Here is a 14,458-nt window from a genome sequence, read left to right as displayed (position 1 = left end):
GCGGATGAATCGAGGCCGAAGGCGCCCTACCCGAACAGCCCCTTGGGTCTGTAATTCGGGTTGGGGATGGTTTCGATCCAGCCGCCCTGTTCCTTGATGCTCTCGAGCGCTGCCGAGAGTGGATAGGCGCCCTCGGACTGGCTCCACCAATAGGCACCGCGCTTGAAGGTGATGATCTTGCGGCGGCCACCTTCAAAGCAGGCCACCCGCAGCGTCTTGGGTTCCTTGCGTGACATGGGCGTCTCCGTTCTCCCTGTGGTCAGGCGGCCTCGGCGTCCTCCTCTACCCTCCCCACCTCCGATCTGGCGATCAGGTAGTCGCAAGCGCGCTGCGCGTCAGCGGCGTGCTTGAAGATCGCGCCCTTGTCCGACCGAAGAACGCGCAACCAGTTGTGGAGGTAGGCGGCATTCATCTCGAGCGTATGCGCCGTGAAGCCGAGCGTCTGACCCAGGAACACCGAGGTCAATTCCGCGACGATCTCCTCGCGCGCATAGGACGTGTTGCCAAACTTCGAGAACCCGAAATCGCGGTTCAGTCGATGGGGGGCTTTCGTGGCATGGGCCAGCTCATGCGCCCAGACCCCGTAGAAATTGCGCGGGTCCTGGAACCGCGTGATGGACGGCATGTAGACCTTGTCCACGGGCGGCAAATAGTACGCCTCCGTGCCCGTGAAGACGGTCTTGATGTCGATGGCATCGAAAAACGCCTGCATGTGCGGGATCGGCTCGGACGGCGGATGCTCGGGTACGGGCTCCGGGTCAGGGTAGAAACTTTCGGGCAGGCCATCGATCTGGCAGGCATTGAACACGCGATATGATTTCTGGAAGCGGAAGATGCGGGCTTCCTCGGAGCGATCATCCCCGTCGCTGCGGTCATCCTCATCGCCGGCATCCCTCCGGCTTTGACCGTAGTAAACGACGACAGAGGACTTTTCGCCCTTGCGGACCTTTGCGTCCAACGCATTGGCTTGCGGCAGCGTCATCCAGAAAGGTGAGCTATGGCCCGCCATCACGGTCCGCATCGTCAGCAGGAAGTTGTTCACCCCCTGGTAGGGTTCACCGCCCACGCGCAGGGGACGAGAGCTGCCCCCTGCGGTCCATGGCTTGCGCCACGGCAGGACGCCGCGCTCGATGATGCGGATGATTTCGTTTGTGATGACCTCGGAGGCATCGAATTTGGGCGTGCGGGATCGGGCCATGGCTGGCCTCCTTTCGAGTTTTGGTGAGAGGGAATGGTGATCAGGCTGACTGACGGGGCCGCGGATCATTGGTGATGCTCACGCCAAGCTGTTCGACCATGTCGATGTAGGTGATCAGCGAGACGGACTTGCCAGGCCCCCAAGGTTCAGGGTCGACCGATCCGTCCCGCGTCACCCGCGGCAAGTTCGCGAAGGCGATGAAGTCACTGATGGGTCGGATATCGATGAACGGGGTTCCTCGTGCGACCGCGAGGGCGGCCAAGGGAAAGCGCTCGATCGGCGCGAGGGTCGAGACGGTGGTCCAACCGAGATGGATGAACGTGCCGCCCTCTCCGCAGATCACATGGGCATTCGGCAGCGTCGCCGCCTGCCTGAGATAGCCGAGATCACGCAGGACGGTCTCGCGCTCGAGCTGCAGTGCCTGGCCCGTCTGGCCAGTTCGGCGTAGTTCCTTGTGCCGCCACCACGAGGCAGCGGTCGCGCGTAACACGCGCAAGACACCTGTTTGCATCGGAATGCCCTTCATCAGGAAAGACAGACCGGAATCCGGCCCGGACCCATCTGAGGGACCCCAAAGGCCCTCATCCGTCAGTCACAAAACCCGAAGAACACTTTCTCTTTTTCCGGCCCTTTTGGGCACACAACAAAACCGAAAAGCCCGGCCCTTCTGCCGAAGCCATTGATTTCATGCAGCAATTCTAGATCGGCAGCCAGGATCGGCAACGCATATCGGCAAAACCTTGCTTGAAAGTACGAAATGTGTTTATTTTTCAATTACTTTGCAAACATAGAAGATCGGCAAAATGCTGGAGACACCCGCCAGGATCGAACCCTGCTTCTTTGAGGAGCATATTCCTACAGAACTGGCAGACCTTTCGGTCGACATCCAGAGGCAAGCCACCGGGCTGGGACAAGGGTTGCATCCTGACAGCGCAGCCGAACTTGCCGATCTCGTCCGTGTGATGAACTGCTACTACTCCAACCTGATCGAAGGACACAACACGCGCCCCCGCGACATCGAAAGGGCGCTGGCTGGTGCCGAGCTTGAGGAAGAAACCCGTCCCCTCGCCCTTGAGGCCCGGGCGCACGTCATCGTTCAACGGGCCATCGACGAGATGCATCGCAAGGGCACCCTGCCCCGCCCCACATCCGTCGAATTCCTGACTTGGGTCCATAAGAGCTTCTACGACGAGATGCCGGATGAGTTTCGGGTCATCGAACATCCCGACGGCACACAAGAGCCCATCGTTCCGGGACGCATGCGCCAGGATGATGATCGGGAAGTTGCGGTCGGGCGCCACCTACCTCCTTCATCGTCGCGCGTCGCGGCATTCATGGACCATTTCGACAAACGATTTCAGATTGCGGCGCGGTCTTCGAGCGGACGGATCATCGCGATCGCCTCTGCGCATCACCGGCTCAACTACATCCACCCTTTCCCAGATGGTAACGGCCGTGTCAGCAGACTGATGTCTCATGCCATGGCCCTCACAGCGGGGATTGGTGGCCAAGGGCTCTGGTCCGTATCACGTGGGCTGGCCCGCGGGCTAACCGATCGGGGCGAGTACAAACGGATGATGGATCTGGCCGACAGTCCACGTCGCGGAGACCGCGACGGACGGGGGAACCTGTCAGAAGCGGCACTGAGGACGTTCAGTGAATGGTTCCTAAAGGTGACGCTCGATCAGATCATCTTCTCAGCAAGATTGTTCGATCTCGGCGGACTGGACCAACGGTATCGTCGTCTTGTTGCAGATACCATCGATGACAAGCGTGCGCCGGAACTGATCTCGGCGGTACTTCGGCATGGCGCACTGGAACGAGGCGACGCGCAGATTGTGCTCAAGACATCCGAGCGTACTGCTCGCAACACACTGAGTAAACTGACTGCCGCCGGATACCTGACCTCCGCATCTCCGAAGACTCCGGTGCGGTTGGCGTTTCCGTTGGACTACCGGGAACGTCTTTTCCCTAACCTGTTTGGCGATGGTGACCTGCCGGCGTGACTGGCAACCGAAGGACCCTGTTTCTGGCCAAGTCCGCGAGCGCAGCCTCTGACCGTGTTGGAAAGAAGTTCACAACTGTGAACTATCCCGAGCTATCCTACTTGTCAGCCGAGTTCACAGCTGTGAACTCATCATGCAGCATCCCGCCGCATCAAGGCCATGATCATCGGACCGCAGGAGAACTCCCCAATTGCTGCCTTTGAAGATAGGGTTCTCAAGTAGCCTCCAGGTGATCGGATATCCGCAAACCGTTCAAGCATTGCTACGATCACAACAGACGCTTCTTCGGGACCCATATAGCGTTTGGCCTCGTCCCACGCGGACGGGGAAATACCCATCATGGGCCTGACCACATCAGCCACCCGGACCAGATCGTGCCAGTGGCGCACGGGCTGCTCGGAATACGCTTTGAATTCCTGACAGGAGGCGAGGACGAGACCAAGCGGTATGTTCGGCATCAGTTGATCGTCAATAGTTGCCGTTGAGTTGCCCTCATCTTCAGAACACAGAGGACTATTGGCAACTTCTGGAGTTTCGCGCACAGCGCCTCCGCCCCGCGCTTTTTCTAAGCGAGGTTCAAGATCATAAGAGTCTTTATTTGAATTCTGATAGTGCTGCTCAGAAACAGCATCATTGGTGCTCATATTTTCTGTTTCACAGCCATCCAGAAGGCTTCGGGCGTGATCTAAAGCTGACCCCAAAGCGTCTTCGATGCGCCTAAGGTCTTCCATTTCGAGTTTTCTGCGAAGATCTCGGGCCGTTAGGGCCGCAAGATCAGAGAATTGGTCCCAGACGCCTTGATCCGGACGAAGTGAGCGCCCGTACTCGGCCAGCCCTGCGAGGTCACGCCGCATGAGGCTCACAGTGGCACGTAGGCGCTTGTACCGCTCTTCTGCGGCCCGGACGGTCTCAGCGGCCTCACAAACCTCCTGGAAGCGTCGAACGAGCGGAGAGAGGTCGAACCCAAACGCAACCTTTTCGTCGCCGTAGCGGCGGGCATAGCGCTTCCCATTGGGGCTATCGCGCCGGATAACAAAGCCAGTCTGCACAAGGTTGGAGAGGTGGCGCCGCATCGTCGAGCAGGGCATGCCGTTCAGGCGCTCGCAAATCGCCTTGTTGGACGGATGTACAATCAATTCGCTGTCATTGCCTCCGAGAATTGTCGCTTGGTGAAAGCTGACCAGCGCCTGAAGCACCGTCAAATCCCGATCGGACAAGCCGAACGCGACTCGAGCGGCAGCGAGCTCCCTCAGGACCTCCCACTTGTTGGCGCCGGCTGGGGGCAGGTCTTCCTGGGTCGCTGCCTGATGTTTCAGGATGGCAGCATCTATCGTTCGCCGGAACGGCGTTACGGGCGTGTATTCCATTTTGTCATTCACGAAGACAAAAATATCCCGGTCCGCGAATCACTTTGGACTTGCGGAAAATAGCTCCGGACACTACCTTGAAGGTGCTAGAAACAAGTTAGGGTCTCGTGGAGTGGTCGCTTTGCGGGACCTTTTCTTTTGCCTTTTCGTGCCTCCTTCTTTGATTTCTGCTCTTCCTCAGTCTTCCGACCGCTGCTTCCAGCGTTCGTGAAGGTCTTCAATCATGTCATGTACTTGCGTCTCGACCCAATCGGCGAAGTCTCCACCCGCCAACTCGATCGATAGGCCCTTGGCAGTGCGTTTGACCGTGCCGCCGCGTTTGCCGCCGATCTTCAGCGGGACGCTGGAAGGTGGGGCAGGGGAGGGCGACTTGGCCGGTTTAATCGCCTTGGTCACAGCCTTTTCTACGGCCAGGAACGCTTGGATGGACGGGTCATTGGTAGAGGCAACGTCATCCACCACCATGGAGGTCTCGGCATTTTCACGTGCCTCTTTCGCGATCCCGATAAGGTCCTCGCGGTCCAGACCATTCTCGTCGATGGCCCGACCAAGGGATTCCCATCGGGGTCGGCCAATGCCATGGGCGGCGCCAATGGCGCGTACCAGATCCGGCCCGACCATGTCCGCGATCGCGATCGCCATAGATATGGACGACTTCGTGACGGTAAGAATTTCTGCAACTTGAGATTGATTTCCGAAGCCGGACGACACAAGGTCCTTTGCGAACAGGGCCTTTTCAATAAAAGACAAATCGCGCCGCCCCATGTTCTCCGAAATCTGAGCACGCAGAGCGCTGTCGTCATCCAGGTTGGTGACTAACGCGCGAACCTTGGTAACCTTATCGGACTGACGGATCGCCTCCAGCCTGCGTCGCCCATAGACCAAAAGGTAGCGATCATCTTCACCCGGCGCACGTCGCACGAGGATCGGAACAGTCTGACCGTTCGCCTCAATCGCGTCGCGCAAATCCAGTACATCGGCCGGGTCAAGTCGGTCCGCCATACGCCCGTCTTCGATGCTCGCCGGGTCCAGTTCCCAAACATGATGGGAATCGACCGCGTCGCGGGCGGACCGAAGGGCGCGATTCGAGGTCATCATCGGTGTCACAGCACCTGTCTGAGGGGCAGGGGAGGGGGCCCCAGCTGCCGCGAGACTGTCCAGCATTGACATGCGCTTCTTCTTGCCACTGGTCATGTGCGCCCCCAGGTTCTCTGGATCAGGTCGGCGATCTCGTCATTCAGCGTATTCAGGCTCTCAATCGCGCGATCATAGGTGGAACGCGTGAACGCGCTGCGTTCCACTTCATAAAGTGTCTGCTTGGTCAGGCCCGCATCTGAGATGGCTGTAGACTTCAACATGGGCGAATTCAGCACGGCTTCGCCGTACATTGTTCGCAGGAAAGCCACGATGCGGTTCTGCGGCGCATCCTGCGGCTCGTAGCGGGTCAAAACATAGCGCATCCAGTCATGAGACATGTCAGCGCCGCTCTCGGCGATCACGTCCATGAGGTCGGCTGTCATGCGGAGGAATTGCGACATGGACATCACATCGAGCATCTCTGGATGGATGGTCACCAGAACGCCCGTGGCCGCGGACAGGGCGGACATGGTCAGAAAGCCAAGCTGCGGCGGGCAATCTATGACGACCACGTCGTAGTCCTCATCGACCTGGGCCAGCGCCTCCTTCACGCGGAAGAAGAAAAGTCCGGCATTGCCCTGTGCCAGCGCGCGCGGGGTGTCGTGCTCGAATTCCATCAGTTCGAGGTTGCCGGGGATCAAGTCCAAATTGGGGATATAGGTCTTGCGGATGACCGACCGGATCGGCTCCGGGTCCTCATAGCGGATCGCATCGTAGAGAGTGCCACCATCTTCGAGGTCCAATTCCGGCTGAACGCCGTGCAGCGCGGTGAAGGAAGCTTGTGGGTCAAGATCAATGCCCAGCACACGATATCCGCGCAGGGCAAGCCGTTGGGCGAGATGGGCAGAGGTTGTTGTTTTTCCGGACCCACCCTTGAAATTCATCACGCCGATGACCTGAAGATGATCACCTTCTCGTCGTCCGGGAACGTAATCGCCCGGCTTGCGAGCGGTTTTTTCAAGGAGTACACGCAGCGCCTGGATATCCTGCGCCGAGTAAAGACGACGGTTGCCGGCGGTAAGCTCGGGAGAAGGCCCTTTGCCATCCAAGTTGAGTTTGCGAAGATAGGAATCGTTTACGCCGAGCAGCGCCGCAGCCTCACCAGAGGTGAATTTGCGCATGGTCTTCTCGGCATCGGGTGGAAACAGGCTCTCACGTTGCGAATGCAACTGGTTCGCCAGCCATTCCGAATGCTGGCGGATCACCGCGTTGAGATCCTCATGCACAAAGGTATTATCCATCTGCCCTCTCGCTTCCGAGACATCGCGTCTTTGGCGTGTTCACGGAAATTGACGTTTTTTGCCTCGTTTCCGTGACTATTGGCGCAAGAGTCGGATTCGCGCAAGGTTTTTCCACATCTAGTGGGCGAGTCGTCACCGAACACAAGGCTGTTAGGCTTCCTGCTGCATGGTGTAACGCACCGCATCTCACGAAAAGGGACAGGGGAGAACTCTTGTCGGAGGGCTCCAGCATGGCTTTGAGCGCACCAGAGCTTGCCTTTTGGCAGTTCTGGATATACATTACTGGATGTTTATCCATGCCTGAGAGGACAAGATGCAAGTTGCCAAATGGGGAAACTCCCTTGCCGTCCGGCTACCCGCGGATCTTGTGAGGGAACTCGGCTTAAAGGAAGGCGATCAGGTCGACCTGGTAAAGGACGATGGAACCATTCTTGTGAGACGCCAAACTCGCGCCGATGAAGTTCTACAAGGGCTGAGGCGGTTTCGCGGAAAACTGCCCAAGGATGCGCGTCTAAGCCGCGACGCCGCGCATGAGCGCTGAATTCGCAGACACGAATGTTGTGCTCTACCTGCTCGACGATGGTCCAAAGGCTGAGAGGGCGGAGGAAATTCTGGGGCAGGGACCCCGGATCAGCGTTCAGGTCCTGAACGAAGCGATGGTCAATTGCCGACGGAAAGCTGGGCTCAGTTGGGAAGATACCGGAGCGTTTCTTGAGGGTATTACGTCCGTATGCCCTGTCGAGGGCCTAACGGTTCAAACCCATCAAGTCGGTCGCGCGTTGGCAGAGAAGTACCAGTTATCGGTCTATGACGCGATGATCGTGTCTGCCGCGCTGATCGCTGGGTGCACGACTTTGTGGACTGAGGACATGCACGACGGATTGCTGGTCGAGGATCGGCTGCGCATCGTCAATCCATTTGCCTGACCAGCAACCCAAGTCGCTCCGCCCGTTCCAACAGCATCCTGACGGATGACGGTTGCCAGCTTGTGCGTCCCCGTGGAGTCCGCTCACGCATGGCTTCCAACCGGTCGCAGATCGCCTGTAGCGTGATATCCGGGTCCGAACCTTTGATGGCCGCAACAATCGCAGGCAGGCGATCGTCGGTTTTGCGGCGTCCAGCGCGTCCAAGCACTTCAGCGGGCAGGAACCCATCCCGCACATATGCCTTCACGGCACGGAGCAGGCGGCTTTGCGTCCAACGGCGGTCTTGGGGCAGGGGGGCATTGATAATCCGCAGCACGTCTTCCCAGGCCATATCCGGCCGTAGGCGGCGCACATGGGGCACCCAATCCTGCGCGGTTTCGTTCAGGCGCTCCATGTAGCCGTCCTGTCGTGCCAGCCGCACCTTGCGCAGCGCGGCGGGGTCTTTGGTGCGAAGCCCAGGATTGCCACCAACGCGGCCCTTGGCGCGTGCAGAGACAAGCCCGGCCTTCGTGCGCTCACGTATCAGCGCGCGCTCGAACTCCGCCGCGGCGCCCAGAACCTGCAATGTGAATTTTCCTTGAGGGGAGGCGGTGTCGATGGGGTCCTGCAGCGAGCGGAAGAAAGCTCCCTTGGCCTCCAGACGCTCGATCACCTCCAGTAAGTGCGACAGAGACCGCGCAAGCCGGTCGATCCGCACGACGACCAGCGTATCGCCCTTGCAAATCCGCTCCAGCACACGTGCAAGCACGGGCCGCGCGCGATTGCCGCCCGAGGCGTGCTCTTCAAAGATCTCGGCGCATCCCGCAGACTGCAGTGCCTCAGACTGGGGCAGGGGGGTCTGATCCTCGGTGGAGACGCGCGCATAGCCAATCAGCGGCATGAAACTGGGCCGTTTGCAATTTTATGTACCACCAATAAACGACCGATTGATAGCGACGAGAGGAGAAAGGTCGCATGGTGGCTGATCATCGCCCACGATTAGCTTCCATTGACCAAAGCTGAACATTGGCATATATTGCCAATGAAGGAGACCTGAACCATGGTGACACGCAACGTAGTCCTCACCGAAACCCAAGACCATCTGGTTCAAGCACTGGTGGCGTCCGGGCGCTACCAGAATGTGAGTGAAGCCATGCGCGCTGGCCTGAGGCTGCTCGAGCAGGAAGAAGCACAGCTGGCCGGGATCCGGAAGGGTCTCCTAGAAGGTCTGACGCAGGCCAAGGCGGGTGATCTTGCGGAGGGCAGCGGCAAAGATGCGATCCGGAGGGCCTTTGCGTCTGCGCGCACGCGTTCATGAGTCGATCCTTCCGGCTGACCCGTCGTGCGGAAGCCAGCCTCACCGAAATCGCTAGGTGGACGATCGAAAATTTTGGGCTGCGCCAAGCAGAGCTCTACGAGGCGGAATTGCTCAACTGCTGTGAAAGTATTCTGAACGGCCAGGCCCATAGCCGGAGTTGCGCAGTTCTCGTTGATGATGTCGAAGACCTGCGGTTCATAAGGTCAGGGGAACATTTCATGGTGTTCCTAGATCAGCCTGACGAGGTCATCATCGTGGATATCCTGCATTCCCGCAGTGATCTTCCGCGTCATGTCGCAGCGTTGGCAGCCCTCAGAAATGTCGACCTATAGCCCTGCGGCTTTGGTCAGGTTCACCCGGAACCGGTCGCGCCGTCGCTGATAGCGGCGGGTCATCTCGGCCGAGGCGTAGCCAAGCTGCTTCTGGACGTAGCGCTCGTCGACTTCGGCGGAGCTGGCGAGACCGGCGCGCAACGAGTGGCCGGAGAACAGCGCCAGGCGGTCTTTATCAGGCAGGTCCGACCGGATGCCGGCGTTCAGAACCGTGCGCTTGATCAGGCGCGCGACATGCTTGTCGTTTAACCTGGTTTCAGATGCCCGCTTGCCATCGCGCGAGGTGCCGACAAAGACCGGACCAAAGTCGATCTTGGCAAAGTGCAACCATTGTTCCAAGGCATGCACAGGGCAGGTCTGCTGCTTCGAGCCGCGGCCAATTTCGACCTCGCGCCAGCCGGTCTTTGCGCTCAGGGTGAGAAGGGCGCCTTCCTTCAATATTTCGATCCAACCGCCAGAGTCCGGCGTATCGTCCTTGTGAACGTCTAGGCTGATAATTTTGGAGCGGCGGAGGCCCCCTGCATAACCGAGCAACAGGATTGCCCGATCCCGCAGCCCGCGCAGGTCAAAGGGTAGGGTCGCCACCATCGCGAGAATGTCTTCGGCCAGGATCGCTTCTTTCTGCACCGGCGGGCGCGCGTGCTTGCGTTTGATCTCGGCCAGCACTGTGGCGATGTGGCGGTTTTTGCGATCGAGGGCAAAGCCGCGCTGCGCATAGTTCCAGGCGCGGCCGGAAAGTCGACGCTCAATTGTCGACACCGATAGAGCAGGGGAGGGGGCCGAACCGCTGGCCAGATCGGCAATGTAAAGCCCGATCATCTCAGGTGATGGAGGCAGCGGTTCCGCACCCTTCATACGACACCAGCGCGCAAAATGCGCCCAGTCCTTAGCGTGTTCTCCGACGCCGCGGCACGGGCATAGTCGCGGGCGGTGTCGATAAGCCGGTCAAGCGCGCCGGAGCCCGCCACAAAGGAAGGCAGGCTCAAGGCTTCGCCGTCAGGGCGATCTCTCTCGGTGTCTTCGTTGTACGAAGACCCGATTGGCGGCACTGACCTAGATTTCTCGTTGTTTTCCGACATGACCCTGAGCGTATTCATTTATGCCCGATAATGTAAACTTTCTCTACCGCCTCAATGGACGGCAGGTTCTGAAAGTTGGCCTTGAAGGAGGAAGTGGTCTGAAACATCTGGAACGCCCTTCGAATGTCATTCCCGATGGCACTTATCAAACCCAAAGCGACTTGGCCAAGCTTACGCAGAGACGGCTTTGAAATGGATGCTTAGATCGTCGGCAAAATCCGGTCAGCGGCAGTGGCATGCGAAAGGGTTGGGTTCAGCCTTCACCTTATGGGCTCTGCTCCAAGGGGAGCTGAATGGCGTAGAGCATGCCCAGACGGGTCCATTTCCGTAGGTAGCACGTCAAACTACTTGCAATGTGGTCAGCTACCGGCCAACTTAGAGCGCGGCATTAGTCTTTGCTGCGCAAGTTTTGTTCACCATTTATCCCGGAATTTTTCTGATGACAGTTGAAGTTACTCTTACTGACCTGAACGGGTTGATCGAATACACTTTTGATGACGTAGACCTCCTGTTCTTTGCTGGAGGCGGTGCTCGTTTTGACTTTGATTACTTGGATGCCAATCAGTTAACCGGATTGGCAGAGATAACCCCCGCCACCATCCTGCCAGAGAATACTTTTCGCCTGACTTACTACAGTAACACAACTGGATCAGTCACAGCTGACCTCGTTGGCGATTGGCCTGAGCCGCTTGTACTTTCTGAAATTGGGAGCAATGACGCCTGGGTCGAAAGTACGGCGGACATTCATATCGACGAAGTCACCGTTATAGTACCGCACTCCTACAGGATTATCATAGACTTCGATGGCAACGGTCCGACGGTGCAGGATTTTGTGGAGAACTGGACCGAAGCCGATCTGGCAGCGCTAAATCCCATGGTGAATGGCGAATTTTCGACGGAAGACGGTTGGTCGGGAACGAGCGGCAAAGACCGTTACACCGGCACACGTCAAGACGACGTGATTGAAGGATTGGGCGGGCGTGACATCCTTAAGGGCGGGCGCGGCGATGACGAAATCCTTGGCGGAAGTGGGAACGACAAGCTTTTTGGGCAGGCTGGAGATGACACGCTGGACGGTGGTTCGGGCAAAGATAAGCTGTCTGGCGGAGGTGGCCGCGACACCCTTTCAGGCGGGGCCGATAAAGACCGCCTAACCGGTGGTGGTGGAAACGATAGCCTTGTTGGTGAAGGTGGGAACGATGTTCTCTCCGGCGGCAAGGGGGCCGACGTACTCCAAGGCGGCGAAGGCAACGACCGGCTTCTTGGCGGCAGCGGTAACGACACAATCTCCGGTGGCTCTGGCAATGATACCTTCGTCGATGGCGACGGAGATGATTATATGTTTGGCGGTGGCGGCCGTGATCTTTTTATCTTTGAGATGGGGGATGCTGGCGGGGATGACTTCGTTTCCATGCAACGGTTCGGAGGCGATCTCATTCGTCTCGAGGGGTACGGTATCGATATAGATACTTCGACTGCCAGTGCCGCTGAGATTGAGGAGGCGATGGCAGGGCAGGGGATCTTTGTAACCCAATCGACTGCGGGAGGGAACTTCGAGGTCGAATTCGATGGATCCGGAGATACGATCACCCTTAGTTTTGACCAAACGGTCCTTATGTCGCAGGTTTGGGATTACTTCGAGTTTTCTTGAAGCTTGTTGATCTTCTGAATTGCTCCAGCGCGCCAAGCTCGATGCTTGGCGCGCTGGAGCATTTACACGCGAAAGGTCTGCGCTTCCCCTTCGTCTGCACGTCACTCCCAACCTAGACGAAAATGGCCACTTTGATGCTGCCGCTGCGCAGATCAAGTCTGCATTGGACTGCGGCCGGTCATGCGCTGCGCCTGGGGTGAAGGTCGGGTTTGGGCCGTTCTTGTCGCTTGGTCGATGTGGGCCTTTCTACGCGGACCCAATTGGTCATGATTTGCCGTCGTCATGAATCTCCTCCTTGTGCCTCAGAGTCTCGGGGAAGGTGTCCCAATAGTGCGATCCGGTCCTAAGCTAGTGTCGCGTAGCCCTTAATTGGGTTCTGCCTCAATTTGTGTGGCGCAACTATCCTGAGCTTGGAACATTCGGGAGGGATAGTCGTGATTTCAAAAAAGCACTGGTCGCCCGGGAGCGACGTTTCGGTTCAAGGCGTTAAGCGACGTGATTCCGGCGGGTGGCTTGTATCCGGTGTTTTGGCACCCAGAGGCATCTGCCCAGATTGTGGTTTGCATTCTCGGCGTCGTCACGGGTGGCGGCAAAGGCGGCTACAGGATTTACCTGCACTTGGCGACAAGGTAACAATCGCACTCTGGGTCTGCAGGTGGCGATGTCGCGCTTCCACGTGCCCGCGGCGGACTTTTTCGGACTACACCTCGTCAATTGCGCGTCCATTTGCACGTCGAACTTCGCGTGCTGATGACATTGTAGTTCATCTGGGGCACGCCACGGGTGGACGGCCTGCCGAGCGGCTCTTGCGCCGTTTAGGCGTCGGTGTCAGCAATGACACGGTGCTGCGACACCTCAAGAAGTGTGCGGAAAGCGTCGCCCCGCCGCCAACGGTCATTGGCATCGACGATTGGAGCTGGCGCAAGTCGCAGACTTACGGAACCATCATCGTCGATCTCGAGCGGCAGACCGTAATTGATATTCTTCCGGATCGGAGCGTTGAAAGCTGTGCGAGCTGGCTGCGGCAGCACCCTGAGATTGAAGTCATCAGTCGGGATCGTTGTGGCGGATATGCGAAGGCCGCACGTCAGGGTGCACCGCAAGCCCTGCAGGTCGCAGACCGTTTCCATCTCGTCCAGAACCTGCGCCAGGCCATTGAAGAGCAGATGAATATGCATGGCCGCGCCACCGGGCGGGCGCTATTGTCAGATGCCGAAAACATCAGCACGGCCAATCATCTACTGCGATCGCGTCTTGCTCATCGGAAATCACGTGAGGAAATTTTCCGAAACATCCATGCGCTTCGTGATCAAGGGCTGTCTTGTAGCGAAATTGGACGTCGGACCGGCTTCCCGCGTCGTAGTGTGGCGAAGTGGTTGAGCTCCGACTCGCCACCAGACCGCCGCCGAGCTGCATTGAAGCCCACGTCGCCGTGGTATTTTGAGAGCATACTGGCCGATCTCTGGAAACAGGGTATCCGGTCCGGCCAGGAATTATTGGTCGAAATTCAACGCCATGGCTATGAGGGCAGCTTGTCTCATTTGCAACGTCTGCTGGCCGGATGGCGAAGGGATGAACAAACCGTTCTAGCAGGCCCGACCGACACGCCGCTGCCCCTGGCGCCTGTGCGGGACCCGCAAACCGGTCACGCCATTTCGCCGGTTGTCGCAGCGGCGCTCTGTATCAAGCCGCGACGCAAATTGACCGCAGACCAGGCCCAAAAGGTAGATGCATTGAAGGCCGGATCGCCAAGCTTTGCCACGATGCGGAGCCTTGCCATGCGGTTTCAGGGCATTTTGCGCGGCGACCAGTCCGCCCCGCTGGACGCATGGATCGACCTGGCCATTGAGACTGGCATCCCACCAATCATGCGCTTTGCCCGCACGCTGCACCGCGACATCGAGGCCGTGCGCAATGCCATCGAACTTCCGTGGAGCAACGGTCAGGCTGAGGGCCAAGTCAATCGCCTGAAGACCCTCAAGCGCGCCATGTACGGTCGCGCCGGACCAGAACTCCTCAGAGCCCGAATGCTGCCACTGCGCCACACAGATTGAGGCAGAACCCTTAAATATGAGATTTTGTCTTTAATTCGGGAGTGGACAGAACATGGGGGTCATGCGGCGCGTTTTCTGTTTGCGACGGTCAGCCGACCATCGAGAACTGCGGCCCTTGTGACGGCTACTCGGTGAGCCCCTTTGGGCGACCACCGCATCCTTCTGCGCTT

The 14,458-nt window shown here is 58.4% G+C and carries 14 protein-coding genes and 1 pseudogene; 7 read left to right on the top strand and 8 right to left on the bottom strand.

Translation table 11 applies throughout. From position 1 onward, the window contains the following. Positions 1–26 precede the first annotated feature (26 nt). Genes SM766_RS19750 through SM766_RS19740 form a run of 3 tightly spaced genes read right to left on the bottom strand, consistent with a single transcriptional unit; the run spans position 27 to position 1,724 of the window. On the bottom strand, positions 27–236 hold the full coding sequence (locus SM766_RS19750) for a DUF6330 family protein (RefSeq protein ID WP_274830669.1): 210 nt from the start codon (positions 234–236) through the stop codon (positions 27–29). Positions 237–259: 23 nt separating this feature from the next. Continuing rightward, positions 260–1,198, bottom strand: coding sequence for an ArdC family protein (locus SM766_RS19745; protein ID WP_274830670.1), 939 nt, complete (start codon positions 1,196–1,198; stop codon positions 260–262). Between the two features lie 40 nt (positions 1,199–1,238). Then, positions 1,239–1,724 (bottom strand): hypothetical protein, encoded by a 486-nt coding sequence (locus SM766_RS19740; RefSeq protein WP_149789500.1) that lies wholly within the window; start codon positions 1,722–1,724, stop codon positions 1,239–1,241. 277 nt (positions 1,725–2,001) lie between these two features. Here SM766_RS19740 and SM766_RS19735 point away from each other — a divergent pair, with 277 nt between their 5' ends. Further along, positions 2,002–3,204, top strand: coding sequence for a Fic family protein (locus SM766_RS19735; protein WP_149789499.1), 1,203 nt, complete (start codon positions 2,002–2,004; stop codon positions 3,202–3,204). 131 nt (positions 3,205–3,335) lie between these two features. Here SM766_RS19735 and repC read toward each other — a convergent pair whose 3' ends face one another. The 3 genes from repC to repA all read right to left on the bottom strand — a co-directional run bounded on the left by repC (position 3,336) and on the right by repA (position 6,949). Beyond that, positions 3,336–4,571: a plasmid replication protein RepC gene (repC, locus tag SM766_RS19730; protein WP_248411057.1), complete on the bottom strand. Its 1,236-nt coding sequence runs from the start codon at positions 4,569–4,571 to the stop codon at positions 3,336–3,338. 177 nt (positions 4,572–4,748) lie between these two features. Beyond that, positions 4,749–5,765 (bottom strand): plasmid partitioning protein RepB, encoded by a 1,017-nt coding sequence (repB, locus tag SM766_RS19725; RefSeq protein WP_057821967.1) that lies wholly within the window; start codon positions 5,763–5,765, stop codon positions 4,749–4,751. Further along, on the bottom strand, positions 5,762–6,949 hold the full coding sequence (gene repA, locus SM766_RS19720) for a plasmid partitioning protein RepA (protein ID WP_149789497.1): 1,188 nt from the start codon (positions 6,947–6,949) through the stop codon (positions 5,762–5,764). Before repA ends, repB begins: the two co-directional genes overlap by 4 nt. A gap of 313 nt (positions 6,950–7,262) precedes the next feature. Between repA and SM766_RS19715 the strand changes: the two genes are divergently transcribed. Continuing rightward, entirely contained in the window at positions 7,263–7,490 is a 228-nt protein-coding gene (locus SM766_RS19715; protein ID WP_274830671.1) for an AbrB/MazE/SpoVT family DNA-binding domain-containing protein, read from the top strand. Next, positions 7,480–7,875, top strand: a complete 396-nt coding sequence (locus SM766_RS19710; RefSeq protein WP_012187367.1) for a PIN domain-containing protein — start codon at positions 7,480–7,482, stop codon at positions 7,873–7,875. Before SM766_RS19715 ends, SM766_RS19710 begins: the two co-directional genes overlap by 11 nt. Here SM766_RS19710 and SM766_RS19705 read toward each other — a convergent pair. After that, on the bottom strand, positions 7,859–8,755 hold the full coding sequence (locus SM766_RS19705) for a recombinase family protein (protein ID WP_274830672.1): 897 nt from the start codon (positions 8,753–8,755) through the stop codon (positions 7,859–7,861). The two genes, SM766_RS19710 and SM766_RS19705, sit on opposite strands and share 17 nt — an antisense overlap. A 159-nt stretch (positions 8,756–8,914) precedes the next feature. On the opposite strand from SM766_RS19705, the gene SM766_RS19700 reads away from it, so the two are divergent. Both SM766_RS19700 and SM766_RS19695 read left to right on the top strand, forming a co-directional pair. Continuing rightward, a complete protein-coding gene (locus tag SM766_RS19700; protein ID WP_219436665.1) occupies positions 8,915–9,172 on the top strand; it encodes a type II toxin-antitoxin system ParD family antitoxin in 258 nt (85 codons plus the stop codon). After that, positions 9,169–9,504 (top strand): type II toxin-antitoxin system RelE/ParE family toxin, encoded by a 336-nt coding sequence (locus SM766_RS19695; protein WP_274869050.1) that lies wholly within the window; start codon positions 9,169–9,171, stop codon positions 9,502–9,504. The genes SM766_RS19700 and SM766_RS19695 overlap by 4 nt, the downstream gene beginning before the upstream one ends. Here SM766_RS19695 and SM766_RS19690 read toward each other — a convergent pair. Further along, a pseudogene (locus SM766_RS19690) lies at positions 9,499–10,583 on the bottom strand (tyrosine-type recombinase/integrase). The gene SM766_RS19695 and the pseudogene SM766_RS19690 sit on opposite strands and share 6 nt — an antisense overlap. A gap of 439 nt (positions 10,584–11,022) precedes the next feature. Between SM766_RS19690 and SM766_RS19685 the strand changes: the two are divergent. Together SM766_RS19685 and SM766_RS19680 are read left to right on the top strand one after the other, a co-directional pair. Continuing rightward, entirely contained in the window at positions 11,023–12,234 is a 1,212-nt protein-coding gene (locus SM766_RS19685) for a calcium-binding protein (protein ID WP_274869051.1), read from the top strand. Positions 12,235–12,668: 434 nt separating this feature from the next. Then, complete coding sequence (locus tag SM766_RS19680; RefSeq protein WP_420824325.1) at positions 12,669–14,288, top strand: ISL3 family transposase; 1,620 nt, start codon at positions 12,669–12,671, stop codon at positions 14,286–14,288. Positions 14,289–14,458 lie beyond the last annotated feature (170 nt).

Source organism: Pseudophaeobacter sp. A-200-2, from assembly GCF_041008815.1.
Classification (GTDB): domain Bacteria; phylum Pseudomonadota; class Alphaproteobacteria; order Rhodobacterales; family Rhodobacteraceae; genus Phycobacter; species Phycobacter gallaeciensis_A.
This window is presented reverse-complemented; position numbering and strand designations above follow the sequence as displayed.

Coding starts and splice junctions, on each gene's coding strand:
- repC (WP_248411057.1), bottom strand. CDS start 4,571: ATGGAATACACGCCCGTAACGCCGTTCCGGCGAACGATAGATGCTGCC.
- SM766_RS19750 (WP_274830669.1), bottom strand. CDS start 236: ATGTCACGCAAGGAACCCAAGACGCTGCGGGTGGCCTGCTTTGAAGGT.
- SM766_RS19695 (WP_274869050.1), top strand. CDS start 9,169: ATGAGTCGATCCTTCCGGCTGACCCGTCGTGCGGAAGCCAGCCTCACC.
- SM766_RS19715 (WP_274830671.1), top strand. CDS start 7,263: ATGCAAGTTGCCAAATGGGGAAACTCCCTTGCCGTCCGGCTACCCGCG.
- SM766_RS19735 (WP_149789499.1), top strand. CDS start 2,002: ATGCTGGAGACACCCGCCAGGATCGAACCCTGCTTCTTTGAGGAGCAT.
- SM766_RS19745 (WP_274830670.1), bottom strand. CDS start 1,198: ATGGCCCGATCCCGCACGCCCAAATTCGATGCCTCCGAGGTCATCACA.
- SM766_RS19685 (WP_274869051.1), top strand. CDS start 11,023: ATGACAGTTGAAGTTACTCTTACTGACCTGAACGGGTTGATCGAATAC.
- SM766_RS19700 (WP_219436665.1), top strand. CDS start 8,915: ATGGTGACACGCAACGTAGTCCTCACCGAAACCCAAGACCATCTGGTT.
- SM766_RS19710 (WP_012187367.1), top strand. CDS start 7,480: ATGAGCGCTGAATTCGCAGACACGAATGTTGTGCTCTACCTGCTCGAC.
- repA (WP_149789497.1), bottom strand. CDS start 6,949: ATGGATAATACCTTTGTGCATGAGGATCTCAACGCGGTGATCCGCCAG.
- repB (WP_057821967.1), bottom strand. CDS start 5,765: ATGACCAGTGGCAAGAAGAAGCGCATGTCAATGCTGGACAGTCTCGCG.
- SM766_RS19740 (WP_149789500.1), bottom strand. CDS start 1,724: ATGAAGGGCATTCCGATGCAAACAGGTGTCTTGCGCGTGTTACGCGCG.
- SM766_RS19705 (WP_274830672.1), bottom strand. CDS start 8,755: ATGCCGCTGATTGGCTATGCGCGCGTCTCCACCGAGGATCAGACCCCC.